This is a genomic window from Bradyrhizobium sp. 2TAF24 (assembly GCF_052115025.1).
Classification (GTDB): Bacteria; Pseudomonadota; Alphaproteobacteria; order Rhizobiales; family Xanthobacteraceae; genus Bradyrhizobium_A.
The window spans coordinates 82,438-98,873 of record NZ_JBFRFW010000005.1; the positions used below are offsets into that span (position 1 = coordinate 82,438).

At 66.8% G+C, this 16,436-nt stretch carries 13 protein-coding genes; 5 read left to right on the top strand and 8 right to left on the bottom strand.

Annotated elements, in window-relative coordinates:
• The first annotated feature begins 97 nt into the window (after positions 1 to 97).
• Positions 98 to 763: a GntR family transcriptional regulator gene (locus tag AB4Z37_RS09930; protein ID WP_441516559.1), complete on the top strand. Its 666-nt coding sequence runs from the start codon at positions 98 to 100 to the stop codon at positions 761 to 763.
• Positions 764 to 1,029: 266 nt separating this feature from the next.
• On the opposite strand, the gene AB4Z37_RS09935 is transcribed toward AB4Z37_RS09930, so the two are convergent.
• The gene (locus tag AB4Z37_RS09935; RefSeq protein WP_441516560.1) at positions 1,030 to 4,485 is read right to left on the bottom strand and encodes an indolepyruvate ferredoxin oxidoreductase family protein; all 3,456 of its coding nucleotides are present in this window, start codon (positions 4,483 to 4,485) and stop codon (positions 1,030 to 1,032) included.
• A gap of 284 nt (positions 4,486 to 4,769) precedes the next feature.
• Between AB4Z37_RS09935 and AB4Z37_RS09940 the strand changes: the two genes are divergently transcribed.
• The 3 genes from AB4Z37_RS09940 to sorB all read left to right on the top strand — a co-directional run bounded on the left by AB4Z37_RS09940 (position 4,770) and on the right by sorB (position 7,158).
• Entirely contained in the window at positions 4,770 to 5,183 is a 414-nt protein-coding gene (locus AB4Z37_RS09940) for a DUF3830 family protein (RefSeq protein ID WP_441516561.1), read from the top strand.
• 429 nt (positions 5,184 to 5,612) lie between these two features.
• Positions 5,613 to 6,824, top strand: a complete 1,212-nt coding sequence (sorA, locus tag AB4Z37_RS09945; RefSeq protein ID WP_441516562.1) for a SorA family sulfite dehydrogenase catalytic subunit — start codon at positions 5,613 to 5,615, stop codon at positions 6,822 to 6,824.
• Between the two features lie 61 nt (positions 6,825 to 6,885).
• Entirely contained in the window at positions 6,886 to 7,158 is a 273-nt protein-coding gene (gene sorB / locus AB4Z37_RS09950; protein ID WP_441516762.1) for a SorB family sulfite dehydrogenase c-type cytochrome subunit, read from the top strand.
• 48 nt (positions 7,159 to 7,206) lie between these two features.
• On the opposite strand, the gene AB4Z37_RS09955 is transcribed toward sorB, so the two are convergent.
• Complete coding sequence (locus tag AB4Z37_RS09955) at positions 7,207 to 8,607, bottom strand: MFS transporter (RefSeq protein WP_441516563.1); 1,401 nt, start codon at positions 8,605 to 8,607, stop codon at positions 7,207 to 7,209.
• A 266-nt stretch (positions 8,608 to 8,873) separates the two neighbouring features.
• Positions 8,874 to 9,788, bottom strand: a complete 915-nt coding sequence (locus tag AB4Z37_RS09960) for a hydrogen peroxide-inducible genes activator (protein ID WP_441516564.1) — start codon at positions 9,786 to 9,788, stop codon at positions 8,874 to 8,876.
• A gap of 314 nt (positions 9,789 to 10,102) precedes the next feature.
• On the opposite strand from AB4Z37_RS09960, the gene AB4Z37_RS09965 reads away from it, so the two are divergent.
• Positions 10,103 to 10,660: an NADPH-dependent FMN reductase gene (locus tag AB4Z37_RS09965; RefSeq protein ID WP_441516565.1), complete on the top strand. Its 558-nt coding sequence runs from the start codon at positions 10,103 to 10,105 to the stop codon at positions 10,658 to 10,660.
• Here the strand turns inward: AB4Z37_RS09965 and AB4Z37_RS09970 are convergent.
• The 5 genes from AB4Z37_RS09970 to AB4Z37_RS09990 form a co-directional block, all read right to left on the bottom strand.
• Complete coding sequence (locus AB4Z37_RS09970; protein ID WP_441516566.1) at positions 10,638 to 11,591, bottom strand: LysR family transcriptional regulator; 954 nt, start codon at positions 11,589 to 11,591, stop codon at positions 10,638 to 10,640. The two genes, AB4Z37_RS09965 and AB4Z37_RS09970, sit on opposite strands and share 23 nt — an antisense overlap.
• 69 nt (positions 11,592 to 11,660) lie before the next feature.
• The gene (locus AB4Z37_RS09975; protein ID WP_441516567.1) at positions 11,661 to 12,560 is read right to left on the bottom strand and encodes a dihydrodipicolinate synthase family protein; all 900 of its coding nucleotides are present in this window, start codon (positions 12,558 to 12,560) and stop codon (positions 11,661 to 11,663) included.
• A 247-nt stretch (positions 12,561 to 12,807) separates the two neighbouring features.
• Positions 12,808 to 13,629, bottom strand: a complete 822-nt coding sequence (locus tag AB4Z37_RS09980; RefSeq protein WP_441516568.1) for a carbohydrate ABC transporter permease — start codon at positions 13,627 to 13,629, stop codon at positions 12,808 to 12,810.
• Positions 13,626 to 14,588 (bottom strand): carbohydrate ABC transporter permease, encoded by a 963-nt coding sequence (locus AB4Z37_RS09985; RefSeq protein WP_441516569.1) that lies wholly within the window; start codon positions 14,586 to 14,588, stop codon positions 13,626 to 13,628. Before AB4Z37_RS09985 ends, AB4Z37_RS09980 begins: the two co-directional genes overlap by 4 nt.
• Before the next feature lie 269 nt (positions 14,589 to 14,857).
• Entirely contained in the window at positions 14,858 to 16,204 is a 1,347-nt protein-coding gene (locus AB4Z37_RS09990) for an ABC transporter substrate-binding protein (RefSeq protein WP_441516570.1), read from the bottom strand.
• Positions 16,205 to 16,436 lie beyond the last annotated feature (232 nt).

Below are 16,436 nucleotides of genomic sequence, written 5' to 3' on the forward strand. Positions count from 1 at the left end.
CAATAGCTTGAAGTTCGATGGGATTTGGGATACCAATTTGGGATACATTCATCATCAAGCCATCGGCTTGTCAACGCGCGGAGCATGAAGGCGGCGCATGTCTCAGATGCAGCAGGTGGAGCAGCAGCTCCGCGACATGATCCTCGGCCTCGACATCGCGCCCGGCGAGCGTCTCACCGAGCGCTGGATCGAGGCGCGGTTCGAGGCCTCGCGCACGCCGATCCGGGCCGCGCTGCTGCGGCTGGAGACTGAAGGGTTGGTCGGCCGCGACGGCCGCGGCTGGACAGTGGCGCCGATCAACCTCGTCGAGCTCGAGCAGGTGTCGGTCTATCGCGAGGCCGTCGAAGTGGCCGCGGTGCGGCTGACCTGTGCGCTGCCGGACCGCAGCGCGCTGGAGGCGGTCGAAGGTTTGCTCGAGTCCTGCGATGCCGAGACCTCGCGCGAGGAGTGGCACCGTGTCGGCAACGACTTCCATATCGAGCTGGCGAAGATCTGCGGCAACGAGTTTCTGGCGCGTGGCGTGCGCGACGCCATGATGCGGCTGTCGCGCGCGCGCTGGCTGGAGGTGCGCGAGGGGCCGGCGCGCGACCGCGCCTGGGCGGAGCATCGCGCGATTCTCGCCGCCGTGAAGGCCGGCGACGCCGAGCGCGCAGCCGTGCTGCTCGGCGCCCACATCCGCGGCAGCCGCGACCGCCTCATCGCCTCGCTGCACGACGACCGCCGCGGCCTGCGCGCGCGTGGTTTTGCGGTGGTGGCGGGCTGAGGCGGGGGAATGGGGAGTTTGTTGTTGAACTCGTCATGGCCGGGCTTGTCCCGGCCATCCACGTCTTCCTTGCTGAAACGCTGTAAAGACGTGGATGCCCGGCAGACCTTAGTCCTGGCGATCCGTCGAAGACGGATCGCGCTGGCCGGGCATGACGGAGAAAAGTCGAAAATCCTCATGCTTCAACAAAGGCCTGAAAATGCGAGCTGCATTTCCTATTTGGCTCTCAGAATGACGGATTGTGGCTCAATCCAAACCCGTCAGGCCTACGCGGCGCGCCGCGGCGTGTCGTTGGTGGCGAGCGCCGCGACCAGCCGCTCGACCCGGGCGCGGACATCGGCGATGGCCTTGTCCTTGACCGGGCCGTAGCCGCGGATATCCATCATCGCGCTCGCCAGCGGCAGCAGGGCGGCGGCGCCATGCCTCGGCAGCTCCCGCAGCATCACTGCGATCAGGTCGTCGTACCAGGCGATCAGCGCGCGCTCCATCTTCCTCTCGGCCGTATAGCCGAACGGATCGAGCGCGGTGCCGCGCAGGCCCTTGAGCGCCACGAGCAGGCGGAACGGCCCGCGCAGCCAGCCGCCGATGCGGATCTTGCGGGGGCGGCCGCGGGCGTCCCTGCCGAGCGGCAGCAGCGGCGGCGCGAGATGGTAGTTGAGGCGGATATTGCCATCGAATTCGCGTTTCAGCATATCGGCAAAACTGTCGGCGAGATGCAGCCGCGCGACTTCGTACTCGTCCTTGTAGGACATCAGCTTGAACAGCGATCGGGCCACGGCCTCGGTCAGCGTCTGTGTGCCGAGCGCCTGCTCGGCCGTGCGCACACGCGCGACGGCGGCACGGTAGCGCTGCGCCCAGGCGGCGTTCTGGTATTCCCGGAGGAACGCGGTGCGCCGTTCGATGAGATCGTCGAGGCTCTCCGGCGCGGGCGTATCGGCTGTCGCGGCAAGCGCGTGCGGATCGGTGGCCGCGACCCGGCCGATCGCGAACGCCGTCTTGTTGCGGTCGATCTCGACCTTGTTGAGCGCGATCGCCTGCATCAAGGCGGCGAACGACACCGGCACGAGGCCGAGCTGCCAGGCGGCCCCCAGCATGATCATGTTGGCGTAGACAGTGTCGCCGCACAGCCGCTCGGCGAGTGCGTTGGCGTCGAGGGTGGAGAGGCCGGCGTCGCCGATGGTCCGGCGCAGTGCGGCGAGCCGGCTGCCGACGGCAAGGTCGGCATCGCGCTGGCGCACGATGTCGCCGGTCGGCATTTCGGCGGTGTTGACGATGGCGCGCATCCCCGTGCGGTAGGTGGTCGAGGCCTTGGGCGAGGACGATACCACCACGTCGCAGCCGATCAGCGCGTCGGCGGCGCCCTCGTCGATCCGCACCTGATGAATGTCCTGCGGCCGCGCGGCGATCCGCAAGTAACTCAGCACCGGCCCGAATTTCTGGGCGAAGCCGGTGAAGTCGAGCACGCTCGCGCCTTTGCCTTCGAGGTGAGCGGCCATCGCCACCAGCACGCCGATGGTGATGACGCCGGTGCCGCCGACGCCGGTCACCAGCAGGTCGTAGGGCTTGTCGAGTGATGCCAGGGCGGGACGCGGCAGCGCCTCGGCGCGCGCGACGAGGGCGGGCACGTCAGTGGTGCGTCGACGGCGCGTCGCCCCCTCCACGGTGACGAAGCTCGGGCAGAAGCCGTCGAGACAGGAGAAGTCCTTGTTGCAGGTCGAGAGGTTGATGCGGCGCTTGCGGCCGAACTCGGTCTCCTTGGGCTCGACGCTGAGGCAGTTGGAGGCGATCGAGCAGTCGCCGCAGCCCTCGCACACGAGGTCGTTGATCACGGCGAAGCGCTGCGGGTCAGCCATGGTGCCGCGCTTGCGGCGGCGGCGCTTTTCGGTGGCGCAGGTCTGCTCGTAGATCAGCACGGTGACGCCGGGGAGGACGCGCAGCTCGCGCTGCACGGTGTCGAGGTCGCGGCGGTGGTGCAGCGTCACGCCGGGCGGAAAGTCGCGAAGAGCGAACTTGTCGGGATCATCCGAGACGAGGGCGATGCGTGTCACGCCTTCGGCGCGGACCGAATGGGCGATCGCCTGCACGCTGATCGGGCCGTCGACCGGCTGGCCGCCGGTCATGGCGACGGCGTCGTTGTAGAGGATCTTGTAGGTGATGTTGGCCTTGGCGGCGATCGCCTGGCGGATCGCCATCGAGCCGGAATGATAGTAGGTGCCTTCGCCGAGGTTCTGGAACACGTGACCCTTGCCGGTGAACAGCGATGATGCCGTCCAGTTGACGCCTTCGCCGCCCATCTGGATCAGCGAGGAGGTGTCGCGGTCCATCCAGCTCGCCATGAAATGGCAGCCGATTCCGGCGAGCGCCTTCGATCCTTCCGGCACCCTGGTCGAGGTGTTGTGCGGGCAGCCTGAACAGAAATAGGGCGTGCGGGTCGTGCCCGGCAGCTGGATGACACGGTCGCCATCGGCTTTCAGCGCCCGCGCCCGTGCCGGCAGGTCGAGATCGGGAAAGAACCTGTGCAGCCGCGCCGCGACGATCGGCGCGAGCAGGCGCGGCGACAGCTCGCCCGTCCAGGGAATGAGGTCGTCGCCGTTCTCGTCGGTCTTGCCGACCATGCGCTCGGGCTTGGAGCCCGGGAAATCATAGAAGTATTCCTTGAGCTGGCTCTCGATGATGCCGCGCTTCTCCTCGATCACCAGCACTTCCTGCTTGCCCTGGATGAAGGCGAGGGTGTCGCGCACCGCGAGCGGCCAGACCATGCCGATCTTGTAGATGTCGATGCCGAGGTCGCGGCAGACGGTCTCGTCGAGGCCGAGCAGCCGTAGCGCCTCCATCAGGTCGAGGTGGCCCTTGCCGGTGGTGACGATGCCGTAGCCGGCGTGATCGAGTTCGTAGATATGGCGATCGATCGGATTGGCATCGGCGAACGCCTGCACCGCCTTTTTCTTGGCGACGAGGCGCTGCTCGATCTGCGGCCCCGGCAGGTCGGGCCAGCGGTAGTGCAGGCCGCCGGGCGGCGGCGTGAAGTCGGGCGTGTTGAAGATGCGGTCGGGCTGCAGCTCCACGGAGGCACCGGCCTCGACGGTCTCGGAGACCGCCTTGAAGCCGACCCACATGCCGGAATAGCGCGACAGCGCGTAGCCATATTCGCCGAAGGCGAGATATTCCGACACGGAGGCCGGGTTCAGCGTCGGCATGAAGAAGGTCATGAATGCGACATCGGACTGGTGCGGCATCGACGACGACACGCAGCCATGGTCGTCGCCGGCGACCACCAGCACGCCGCCATGGGGCGAGGAGCCGTAGGCGTTGCCATGCTTGAGCGCGTCGCCGGCGCGGTCGACGCCAGGGCCCTTGCCGTACCACAGCCCGAACACGCCCTCGACCTCGCGGCCGGCCTGGGTCTCCACCTGCTGCGATCCCAGCACGGCGGTTGCGGCGAGGTCCTCGTTGACCGCGGGCATGAAGGCGATGTTGTGCGCTGCCGTCAGGTCCTTGGCGCGCCAGAACTCGAGGTCGACGCCGCCGAGCGGCGAGCCGCGATAGCCGGAGACGAAGCCGGCGGTGGCGCGGCCGGCGGCGCGGTCGCGCCTCGCCTGGTCGAGGGTGATGCGGACGATGGCCTGGGTGCCGGTGAGGAAGACGCGGCCGCTCTGCCGGGTGTAGCGGTCTTCCAGCTGGTAGCCGCCGGTGCCGAACTGCTGCGGGGTTTCGTGCTTCATGGCGCGTCCTCCGTCCCCTACCCTGACTTTGGGAGGAGTCTAGCGCGCGCCGCTGGGGGAGTTTGCCAAAGTGAGCGGCCCGCCGTGACGATCCGCAACAAGCTTTCATTCCCGGCCGCTCTGCGAAAAGTCCTCTCACGCCGGCACGGGCGGGCGAATCGCCGCAAGCGAATTGCACTCGTCTCGCGGTTGCGGCACGCTGTGGCGATCCGGCGCCGCGGCCGCGTCGGCTCCGCGGGCGCGATCGCCCGGTATTCCGTCGGCCGCCAACCAGGATGATTGCCATGAGCCAGCTTGTGATCCGTGCCGGAGACTTCGTGTTCGATGCCCGCTTCGAGGATCAATTGGCGCCCAAGACCTGCGAGGCGTTCCGCAAGGCGATGCCGTTCGAGAGCCACATGATCCATGTGCGCTGGAGCGGCGAAGGGGTGTGGCTACCGCTCGGCGACCTCAATTTCGGCGTCGGCTACGAGAACCACACCAGCTATCCGGCGCCGGGCCAGATCATCCTCTATCCCGGCGGCATCAGCGAGACCGAGATCCTGCTCGCCTATGGCGGGGTGCATTTCGCCAGCAAGATGGGCCAGCTCGCCGGCAACCACTTCATCACCCTGACCTCCGGCCTCGACCGCCTGCCCGAGCTCGGCAAGACCGTGCTGTGGAAGGGCGCCCAGAAGGTCCGCTTCGAGCTGGTTTGATTGCCGCGCGCGCGGGCAGCCACGCTCCGTCATCCTGAGAAATCGCACCCACCGACCTTAGTTTTTGTCGTCGCCGGGCAGCGCGATCCGTCTTTGACAGATCGCCAGGACTAAGGTCTCCCGGCGACCCCGATAAGGAGGGCACTGCGTCCCCAGGCGGGGTGCATAGCAACTCGGCTATGCCGAGTTGCGTTCTAAAAGAGCGCAAGTCGGATATATCCGACTTGCGGGACCCGGCCACGACAGAGAACGACGGAAAGCGCGGTCTCAAACAGGGCGAAAGCAGCCGACGAGTTGCTCTTGCGCCATGATGGACACCGCGCCATCCTCAGGCTGATTTGGAGCCGTCCCGGCGGCCGTGATGGGATCGCGGACATCCGGACGACGACAGCCGAGCGTCATATGGACGCGAGGTAACGGGAGGACACCGTGATCGATCGACGCCGCCTCATTGTGCGGTCCGGAGCCATGTTGGCTGCGCTCGGGACTGCTTCTGCTTTTGGGTCACGCTTTGCCTTCGCCGACACCGTGACCCTGCCGTTCGACAATGGCGAGCGGCCGCTGGTGAAGTACCCGCAGAAGCGGGCGATGATCGGCCTGACCAGCCGCCCACCGCAGCTCGAAACACCGTTCTCGGTGTTCAACGAGGGCGTGATCACGCCGAACGACGCGTTCTTCGTGCGCTATCACCTCGCCGATGTGCCGCTCGACATCGACCCCGACAAGTTCACTATCGAGATCAAGGGCAAGGTCGACAAGCCGTTGAAGCTCTCCATGGCCGAGATCCGCAAGTTGCCGGCGGTGGAGATCGTCGCGGTCAACCAGTGCTCGGGCAACAGCCGCGGCTTTTCCGATCCGCGGGTCGCCGGCGGCCAGCTCGCCAACGGCGCCATGGGCAACGCGCGCTGGCGCGGCGTGCCGCTGAAGACGGTGCTCGACAAGGCCGGCGTGCAGGCGGGGGCCAAGCAGGTGACTTTCAACGGCATGGACGGGCCGGTCAGCGACAAGACGCCGGATTTCGTCAAGGCGCTGGACATCGATCACGCCCGCGACGGCGAGGTGATGCTGGCCTACGCCATGAACGGGCACGACCTGCCGGTGCTCAACGGTTTTCCGCTGCGCCTCGTGGTGCCCGGCCATTACGGCACCTACTGGGTCAAGCATCTCAACGACATCACCGTCATCGACAACGTCTTCGACGGCTTCTGGATGAAGAGCGCCTATCGCATTCCGGACACCGACTGCGCCTGTGTCGAGCCGGGCACGGCGCCGAAGGCCACTGTGCCGATCAACCGCTTCAATGTCCGCTCGTTCGTCACCAGCCTGACCAACGGCGCCAAGGTCAAGGCGGGCAAGCCAACGCTGGTAAAGGGCATCGCCTTCGACGGCGGCAAGGGCATCAAGGAGGTCAGCGTTTCGACCGACGGCGGCAAGACCTGGACCGCGGCGAAGCTCGGCAAGGACCTCGGCAAGTACTCGTTCCGGGAATGGCAGCTGCCGGTGACGTTCGCCGCCGGCGCGCAGCAGATCAAGGTGCGGGCCACCAACAATGCCGGGCAGACCCAGCCGGCGACCGCCACCTGGAACCCGCCGGGCTACATGCGCAATGTCATCGAAACCACGTCCGTGACCGCGGCCTGAGGGAGGAATCATCATGGCTCTGACGATTCGTTCCGCAGTCGTTGCGGCGGTGGTGACGGCGATGCTCGGCCTCGTGCCGGCCAGCGCCAAACCACTGTCCTACAAGCTGCCCGAGGAAACCGCGACGCTCAAGCCGGGCCCCAATGTCGAGGTGGTGCAGAACAACTGCACGGCCTGCCATTCGGTCGACTACATCAAGACCCAGCCGCGCGGCCTGAAGTTCAAGAAGGACTTCTGGCAGGCGGAGGTCACCAAGATGATCAAGGTGTTCGGCGCGCCGATCGACGACGCCGACGTCGGCAAGATCGTCGACTACCTGTCGCAGACCTACTGACCGGACGCGCGGGAAGACGCGAGCGGCTGCCGCCGTGCGCGGCGGCCGTCACGCCGGCCTGGCGGCGACGAGGCGCAGGAAGCTCATCACCGAGCCGAGCGCGGCAAATCCGGCGCCGAGCGCCAGCGCGATGGTCGGCCCGTGGGCGGCGAACAGGCCAAAGCACAACGCCGCCAGCGCCGCGCCGGTGGTCTGGCCGGTGAGGCGCGCGGTGGCGACGATGCCGCTGGCGCTGCCGCTGCGCCCGGGTGGTGCGCTCGACATCAGCGCCTTCATGTTGGGGGACTGGAAGAGGCCGAAGCCCATGCCGCACAGCATCATGCGCCAGACGATATCCGCCATATGCGGATTCTCCGGCAGGGTGGCGAGCAGCACCATGCCGATGGCCAGCACCACCAGGCCGATGCCGCCGAGCACGCCGGCGGGGTAGTGGTTGGAGAGCCGCCCGGCGATCGGCGCCATGATGCCGACCGTCAGCGACCACGGCGTGATCAGGAAGCCGGTGACGACGGCGGTGAGGCCGAGATTGTGCTCGAGATAGAACGGCAGCGCCACGAAGGCGAGGCCCTGGCTCGCGAACGAGCACATCGCGGTGGCCGCGGACAGCGCGAACACCGGCCGGCGGAACAGGTCGATCGGCAGCATCGGGGCCGGGTGGCCGGCCTGGCGGCGCATCAGCAGTGCGCCGAGCAGGATCGCGCCGGCGAGCTGCAGGCCGACATAGAGCAGGTTGACGTCATGGGCGCCGCTGCCGATCGCGGTGATGAACAGGCCGAGGCAGGCGGCGGTGAGCAGCGCGCCGGGAATGTCGAAGGCGTGATCGGCGCGCGGCGTCTGCGGCAGAGTGCGCATGCCGACCAGCACGGCGGCGATGCCGAACGGCACGTTGACGCCGAACAGCCAGGTCCACGGGCCGACCGAAAGCAGGCTGGAGGCGACCGTCGGGCCCACGGTGAACGCGGTGGCGACGACGAGTGCGTTCATGCCGAAGCCATGGCCGTGCAGGCGCTTGGGATAGACGAAGCGCACCAGCGCGGTGTTGACACACATGATGCCGCTGGCGCCGAGCCCCTGCAGCAGCCGCGCCACCAGCAGCGACGGCAGCGACCACGCGAACGCGCACAGCAGCGAGGCGATGGTGAACAGGATCAGGCCGCCGAGATAGATGCGCTGGTGGCCGACGATCTCGCCAAGCGCGGCGAGCGGCAGCAGCGTCGCGACCATCGCGATCTGGTAGATGTTGACCACCCAGACCACATCGGCCGGCGTGACGTGCAGGTCGCTGGCGATCGCCGGCAGCGCGATATTGGCGATCGCGCTGTCGAGCGAGGCCATCGCCAGCGCAGTGAAGATGGCGAGAATGGCGAGGCGTCGCCGCCCCGGAGGCAGCCCGTCAGGGGCGGCCGCGCCGGCGCATGTCACAACTTGCTGCGGGGTTTTGGCGTCCATTCGGTGGTTTGCGAGGGGGCTCGGATGGCGTTACGGCAGCGTGGCCGTTGCTGTGACAATTAGTCCAAACCCGCCGTCTGCAGCAGAGGCGACATCGCATGCGCCGTCCCGGCGCGCGCATGGCAGCGCGCTATGTCGCGCGCGAGTTAAGCCACGCTGTCGTGCGCCGATCTGCAGCGCAAATCTTTTGCGGGAACAGCATGACCTGGAACAGCGTTGCACGACGCCCGACGATGCGCGCCGGTGCTCGCGGAGATGTGACGGCGTCATCTGCGGCGCGCCTGCCGCTGCTGCTCCGCCGCCACGGCGGCGATCAGCTTGCCGAGCTCCAGGAAGTGGCGCTTGCGCGGCGAGCTGCGCCTGAAGGCGAGGCCGACCACCCGCCGCGGCTCGGGGTCGGTGAAGCGGATCAGGCGGATCGCGCCCTGCCGGGTCTCGACGTTGAGACTGAGTTCCGGCAGCAGCGTGATGCCGAGGCCGTTGGCGACCATCTGCACGATGGTCGACAGGCTGGAGGCGCCGGAGGTGTCGATGTTGCCGACCCGCTGCAGCTTGCAGAACGCCAGCGCCTGGTCGCGCAGGCAGTGGCCTTCCTCCAGCAGCAGCAGGCGGTCCTGCTGCAGCAGCTCGGTGGTGGCGCGCACGTTCTTGCTGATGGGACGCTCGGTCGAGGTCGCGAGCAGGAAGCGGTCGTCGAACAGGCGAACGGTCTCGATGTTCGGATCGTCGACCGGCAGGCCGAGCAGCAGCAGGTCGAGCTGGCCATCCAGCAGCGCCTGCACCAGGTGCTGGGTCTGGGTCTCGCGCAGGCGCAGGTCGAGGTCGGGATACCTGTCGCGGATCTCCGGCAGCAGCGGCGGCAGGATATAGGGCGCGATCGAGGGGATGACGCCGAGGCGCAGCGGCCCGGCCAGCACGCTGCCCTGGCGGCGGGCGAAATCGACCATGTCGCGGATGTCGGTCAGCACCTGGGCGGCACGGGAGGCGACCTCGCGGCCGGTGTCGGTGAGGATCACGCCCTTGCGGCCGCGCTCCAGCAACTGCGCACCGAGCAGCTTCTCGAGGTCCTGGATCTGCATCGACAGTGCCGGCTGCGTCACCTCGCACTGCTCGGCGGCCTTGCCGAAGTGCCCGGTCTTCACCACCGCGTCGAAATATCGGAGCTGTTTCAGCGAGATCATGACATCAGATTTTCTGATCTGATGGGGAGTTTAGTGCGGCTCGGCCTGATGGTCCAGTCGCGGCTGGATTCGGTGCTTCGCACGGGTTTGACACGCCCTCCGTCTTGCGCGGGCTTGACCCGCGCATTCAGCTTGCCGCATGACACGGATGGCCTGACACGCGATTGGCGAAACCAAGAGTTTCCAAGGTTTCTATATTTTATGGTCACGTCGCCGGGCTATGGTGCGGCGCCAAGCCGGCACGGCGCGATCGAGGGACGCTCCGAGCCGGCTTTTGCTTCAAACGGTTCTCCTGACATCCGAGGTTCTGGGACATGACGATCAACGTGGTCACCATCAGCGGCAGCCTGCGCAAGGGCTCGTTCAACTCGGCCCTGCAGCGGGCGCTCCCGGCGCTGGCGCCGGCCGGCATGACGCTGACCGAGGCGCCCGCCTATGACAGCTTCCCGCTGTACAACGCCGATATCCAGAACGGCTCCGGCTTCCCCGAGGCGGTGAAGGCGTTCGGTGACGCGCTGCGCGCCGCCGACGGCGTCATCATCATCACTCCCGAATACAACTACTCGGTGCCCGGCGCGCTGAAGAACGCCATCGACTGGGTGTCGCGCCTCGAGCACCAGCCGTTCAAGGACAAGCCGGTGGCGATCCAGTCGGCGACCGGCGGTCCGCTCGGCGGCGCGCGCATGCAGTATCACCTGCGCTCGATCCTGGTGTTCCTCAACGCCTTCACCTTCAATACGCCGGAAATTTTCGTCGGCTCGGCGCACACCAAGTTCAACGAGCAGCTGGAGCTGACCGACGAGCCGACCCGCAAGATCGTCGCGCAGCAGCTCGAGGCGTTCGGCAAGTTCATCGGGCGCGTACGCGCTTGAGCTCGGCCTTCTTCTCCTGACAGGTCACCCAGGACGGCTTCGACAGCCGCCTGGCGAGAAACTCGGCCAGCGCGTCGATGCGCGCTGGCCGCGGCCCCGCCGACGGCGTGACGAAATGCAGCGCTGCCTGCGGGATCTGCCAGTCCTCCAGGATGATCTCCAGCCGCCGCTCGGCGAGCGCGTCGGCGGCGATGAACTCCGGCAGCTCGGCGATGCCGAGGCCCGCGAGCAGCGCCGGCATCAAGGCATCGCTGTTGTTGACCCGCAGGGGACCATTCGGTCGCACGCTGGCATGCTCGCCCGCACTGTTGGAGAAGTGCCAGGTGTCGGCGGTCGACAGATACGCATAGCCGAGACATTGATGCGTCGCGAGGTCGAGCGGATGGCGCGGCCGGCCGTGGCGTTCGAGATAGCTCGGCGCCGCCAGCACATAGCGAGCGATCGCGCACAGACGCCGCGCCACCAGCGACGAATCCGGCATCACCGCGATGCGCAGCGCCGCGTCGAAGCCTTCGCCGACGAGATCGACCGGCGCGTCGCTGAGATGCAGGTCGACCGACACCTCCGGATACATCGCGAGGAAGTCCGGCAGCAGCGCGCCGACATGGCGCACCCCGAACGACATCGGCACCGCGAGACGGATGCGGCCGCGCGGCGTTGCCGACTGCGCCAGCGCGTCGTTCTCGATGGCCTCGCCATCGGCCAGGAGCTGCGCCGCGCGCTCCGCCAGCATCTTGCCGGCATCGGTCAGCGCGAAGCGGCGCGAGGTGCGGTTGAACAGCCGCGTCCCCAGCCGCGCCTCGACCCGGCTGATCGCCTTGGACACCGTGGCCTTGGACAGCCCGAGCTCGCTGGCGGCGCCGACAAAGGAGCGCATCTCCACGACTTTGGCGAAAATCGCGAGGCCTTCCAGGTCGGGGAGTTTGGACATGGGTGATCCGAAACGATGAGCTTCAATAGTTTCTATTTTTGCCTTGAAGCGTCTCCCGGCGCAAGCCGCTCAGCGGCCGAGTGGCCCGAGCTCGCGCGCAAACCGCTCTACCAGTTCCAGTCCGAACGCGGTCGGCCGCAGCGCCGGGCCGCGGTCGTGGACGGTGAGGCCGGCGCGGGCGGCGAACAGCCGCTTGCCGTAGCAGATCAGGCTCTCCACCGACTGCATCACGAACACGATGGCCGGCAGGATGGTCTGGTAGATGCGCTCGGCCTCCGCCTCGTCGCCGGCGCGGAAGGCATCATAGGCGCGCACCGCATGGTCGATGACATCGGGCGCGAGGATGAGGCCGGCGCAGCCGGCCCGCAGGTTGTCGATCAGTTCGAGGCCGCCGCGGCCGTTGAACACCGGCACGCGTCCTTGCGTGCGTTCGATGACGCCGCGGATGTCGGTGGCCGGGCCCTCGCCCTTGAGCAGGCGGATGTTGGGATAGCGCGTCACCAGTTCGGCGATCTCGTCGGCGGTGAGGCCGCGGCCCATATAGGCCGGCGCGTTCTGGATGCCGACCGGCAGGCGCGTCGCTTCGGCGATACGGCCGAAGAAGGAGATGTATTCGCCGGCACCGAAGCTGCCGACCATCGGCGGCTGCAGGATCACCCAGTCGGCGCGGTTCTGCTCGGCCGCGCGCACCTGCGCGATCTGCTCGGCAACCGAGCCGCCAAAAATAGTGAAGCCGAGCGGCACGCGCCCTGCGACATCCTCGGCCGTCCACTCCATCACTGCGACGCGCTCGTCGAAGGTCAGCTTTGACACCTCGGTGGCAAGGCCGAGCGCGGCCATGCCGTGCACGCCGGAGGCGAGGCAGCATTCCACCTGTCGCCGCATCGCCACGCGGTCGAGCTTCTCGCCGGCGTCGAACAGCGCGTAGACGATGCCGTGAATGCCGTGGAAGGCGGTTGCGTCCATCATGGAATGTCTCGTGTTGCGTATTTCCAAACCGTGGTTGGCGTACGGAGATTGTCAGTTTCTCCCCGTCATGCCCGGCCCTGTGCCGGGCATCCACGTCTTTACGGACTGGCTACCAGCAAGACGTGGATGGCCGGGACAAGCCCGGCCATGACGAGTTCAGGAGGAAGCGCCCTGCTTCTTGGTTTCCTTTGAGTTGGACTCCCAGAAGGGGGCGAATTGCATAGAACACACGCCAAGCCATCGTCCTCTACCCGCCCTTCACCGCGCCGGCGGTGAGGCCGGCGACGATCTGGCGCTGCGCCACCAGTGTCAGCAGCAGCACCGGCAGGGTGACGACCAGCGCCGCGGCGGCGAGCGGGCCCCAGCTCAGCTGATCGAACGAGATCATGTTGTAGACCGCGACCGGCAGCGTGCGGGTCTCGCGGCCGGCGAGCACGATGCCGAAGGCGAAGTTGTTCCAGGAGAAGATCACGGCCAGGATGAATGACACCGCGATGCCTGGTTTGGCGATCGGCAGCGCGACATGGCGAAACACCTGCCAGCGGCTGGCGCCGTCGATGATCGCGGCTTCCTCCAGCTCCATCGGCGTGGTGTCGAAGTAGTTGATCATGATGTAAATCACGATCGGCACGGTGATGACGAGATGGATCAGGATCTGCGGCAGCAGCGTGCCCATCAGGCCCAGCCACTGGAACAGCAGGAACAGCGGGATCAGGTAGGACAGGCCGGGCGTCATGCGTGCGATCAGCACCACGAACGCCGACTTCATCGCCTTCATGCGGGCGATGCCGTAACCCGCGGGAACGCCGACGATGAGCCCGAGCAGCGTCGCCGATCCCGTGACGATCAGGCTGTTGAAGAAATACTGCACGAAGCGGTTGGACTGCATCACCTGGACATAATTGTCGAAGGTGACGGTGGTCGGGATCAGGATCGGCGGGTAGGCCGAGTTGTCGACCTCGTATTTCAGCGACAGCGACAGCATCCAGATGAAGAACAGGATCGCCGGCGATACCAGCACGACGGCGGCGAAGACGAGCCCGATGCGCTGCAGGATGGTTCGGATCATGCGCCTGCTCCCACTTCCATCCACTGGGTGCGGCGGCGCAGATACAGCAGCAGTACCGACAGCGCCACCACCAGGAGGAAGAACACCAGCGCGATCGCCGAGCCGTAGCCGACGTCGTAGTACACGAACGCCACGGAGTAGAGGTAGAGGTTGATGGTCTCCGACGCGGTGCCGGGGCCGCCCTGGGTCATCGCGAAGATGATGTCAAAGCTCTTCACCGCATCGATGGTGCGGATGATGGCGGCGACCAGCATGAACGGGGCGAGCAGCGGCAGGGTGATGTAGCGGAACATCTGCCACTGGCTGGCGCCGTCCATCAGCGCGCTCTCATAGGGCTCGGTCGGGATCGCGGCGAGGCCGCCGAGCAGGATCAGCATCACCAGCGGCGTCCACTGCCAGGTCTCGACCAGCACCAGCGACGGGATCACGGTGGCGGGGTGGAAGATCCACAGCTGCGGCGGGATGCCGACCAGCGACAGCAGGTAGTTCATGACGCCGAGCTGCGGGTGGAACATCATGGTCCACACCAGCGCGATGGCGACCGGGGTCGCCATCATCGGCATCACGAACACGCCGCGCAGCAGGCCGCGCGCGGGAAACTTGCTGTGGAAGATCAGCGCCGCGACCACGCCGAGCACCAGCGGCAGGATCACCGCGAGCACGGTATAGACGAGGGTGTGCACCGTGGCATCGATGAAGCGCGCGTCGGTCAGGAGGCGGGTGTAGTTCGACAGCCCGACGAAGCGCGGCGCCTCGCCGACCTTCCAGCCCTGCAGGCTCATCCAGACGGTGAACACCCAGGGGAAGATGATGACGCCGCCGACCACGAGGATGGCGGGCACGACGAACGGCCAGTAGGTCGGCGGCCGCCATTGCGTCGTGCCGGCGGATGGGGCCGGGCCGCGGTCCGCGGCTGCGCCGGTCAAGAGCGGAGTGGACTTGACGTTCGCGTCAACCATTGCAGCAGAACCTTCCGAGCGAACGTTGGGTGTTCGGTCATCCCGGCAACGTTCGGGATGCATTGTTTTTGCTCCGTCATGCCCGGCCTTGTGCCGGGCATCCACGTCTTAACAGCCGATCAGCAGGAAGACGTGGATGGCCGGGAGACCTTAGTCCTGGCGATCCGTCGAAGACGGATCGCGCTGCCCGGCCATGACGACATGGAGGGGCATCGGTGCGACAACGTGAGCAGCAGCATGCTGCTATGTTTGCGTTGCGCCGATCGCTCTCACCCCTTCTCGCTACGCTCCAGGATCGGCTTGAACTGCTCGGTCGCCTTCTTCATCTCGGTGGCCGGGTCGGCGCCGGAGAGGGTGGCGGTCAGCGCGGCGCCGATGACGTCGCGGAATTCGGCGACGGGCACGATCACCGGCAGGCCGAGCTTGCTGATCTTGGCCGAACCGATGACGCAGTCGAGCCACTCGCTCGGCATCTTGACGCCCTTGCGGGTGTCCGGATCGTCGATCACCGAGTTGCGGAAGGGCACGCCGCCGCCGATCTGCAAGAGGCGCCCGCCCATCAGCTTGGACACCGCCCACTGGCTGTAGAGATAGCCGGCCTCCTTGTTCTTGCTGGCCTCTGCGACGCCGATGCCGTCGCCATAGGTGGCGGAGGCGCGGATCTTGGGGCCTTTGGGCATGACACCGTAGCCGACCTTGCCGACCACACGCGAGCGCGTCGGGTCTTCCAGCGGCGGCGCCCAGCCGATGCCGTCGAGCCACATCGCGGCGCGGCCCTGGATGAAGGCGGCCTGGGATTCCATCCAGTTGAAGCCGGCGATGCCGGGCGGGCCGGCCTTGGTGAGGAGATATTGATACTGCTTGGTGGCCTCGATCGCCTCGGGGCTGTCGGTGAGCAGGTTGCCCTTGTCGTCGATGAAGTCGAGGCCGTAGCCGAGATAGATGCTGGCCCACATCGGCAGGTTGGCGTTGCGCAGGCCGCGGCCGACGAAGCCGGAAATGCCTTCCTTGGGATCGTTGAGAAGCTCCGCCGCCCGGATCATGTCGTCGATGGTCTCGGGATAGGGGACGTTCTTCTTCGCGAAGATTTCCTTGTTGTAATACAGCATGAAGTAGTCGACCGACCACGGCAGCGAGCGCAACTGGCCCTTGTCGGTGGTGGCGTAGGTCAGCCCGGCGGCGGAGAAGTCGCTGGGCTTGAGGTCCGCCGTCGTCAGGTTGGGATCCTTGATGAAGCCGGAGAAGTCGGCGAGCCAGCCGGCCTTGTCGAACTGGCGCTTCTGCACGTGGTAGCTGAGGTGCACGACGTCGAAGTTCGGCTTGCCGGAGGTCAGCTCGATCACCGCCTTCTGGCGCTGCTGTTGCTCGGGGATCAGCTCGGACGACACCTTGATGCCGGTGAGCTCGGTGAACTCCTTCTCATGGCGCTGCAGCAGCTCGCCGCGCGGGCCCTTGATCAGGTTGGTCTCCAGCATGGTGCCGGCGTATTTCTTCCATTGCGGATCGCCGAGCGCGGGCAGGCCGGTCAGCCCCAGCGCGCCGGCGGCGATGCCGCCCTGCAGCACCGTGCGGCGGGTGAGTCCGAAGCTGTTACGGCCGGTGGTCAGACGAGGCATCCGGTGGTCCCTCCCTCAGGTCCGCCTTGGGTGGCGGTGATTTGATTGTTTGGTCCCTCCATCGCGGCGCGACGGGGCACGGACACAAAAATTAATATATCAGCGATGAGCCGACAAGGCGGCGTGCGCTAACATGGGTGACCCGCTATGTGGGGTGCGTCCTGTGCGTGCGGGTGATCCCTGTGATTCTCACATGCGCAATCATGCCTACCGATATCGGGCGTGAATGCTA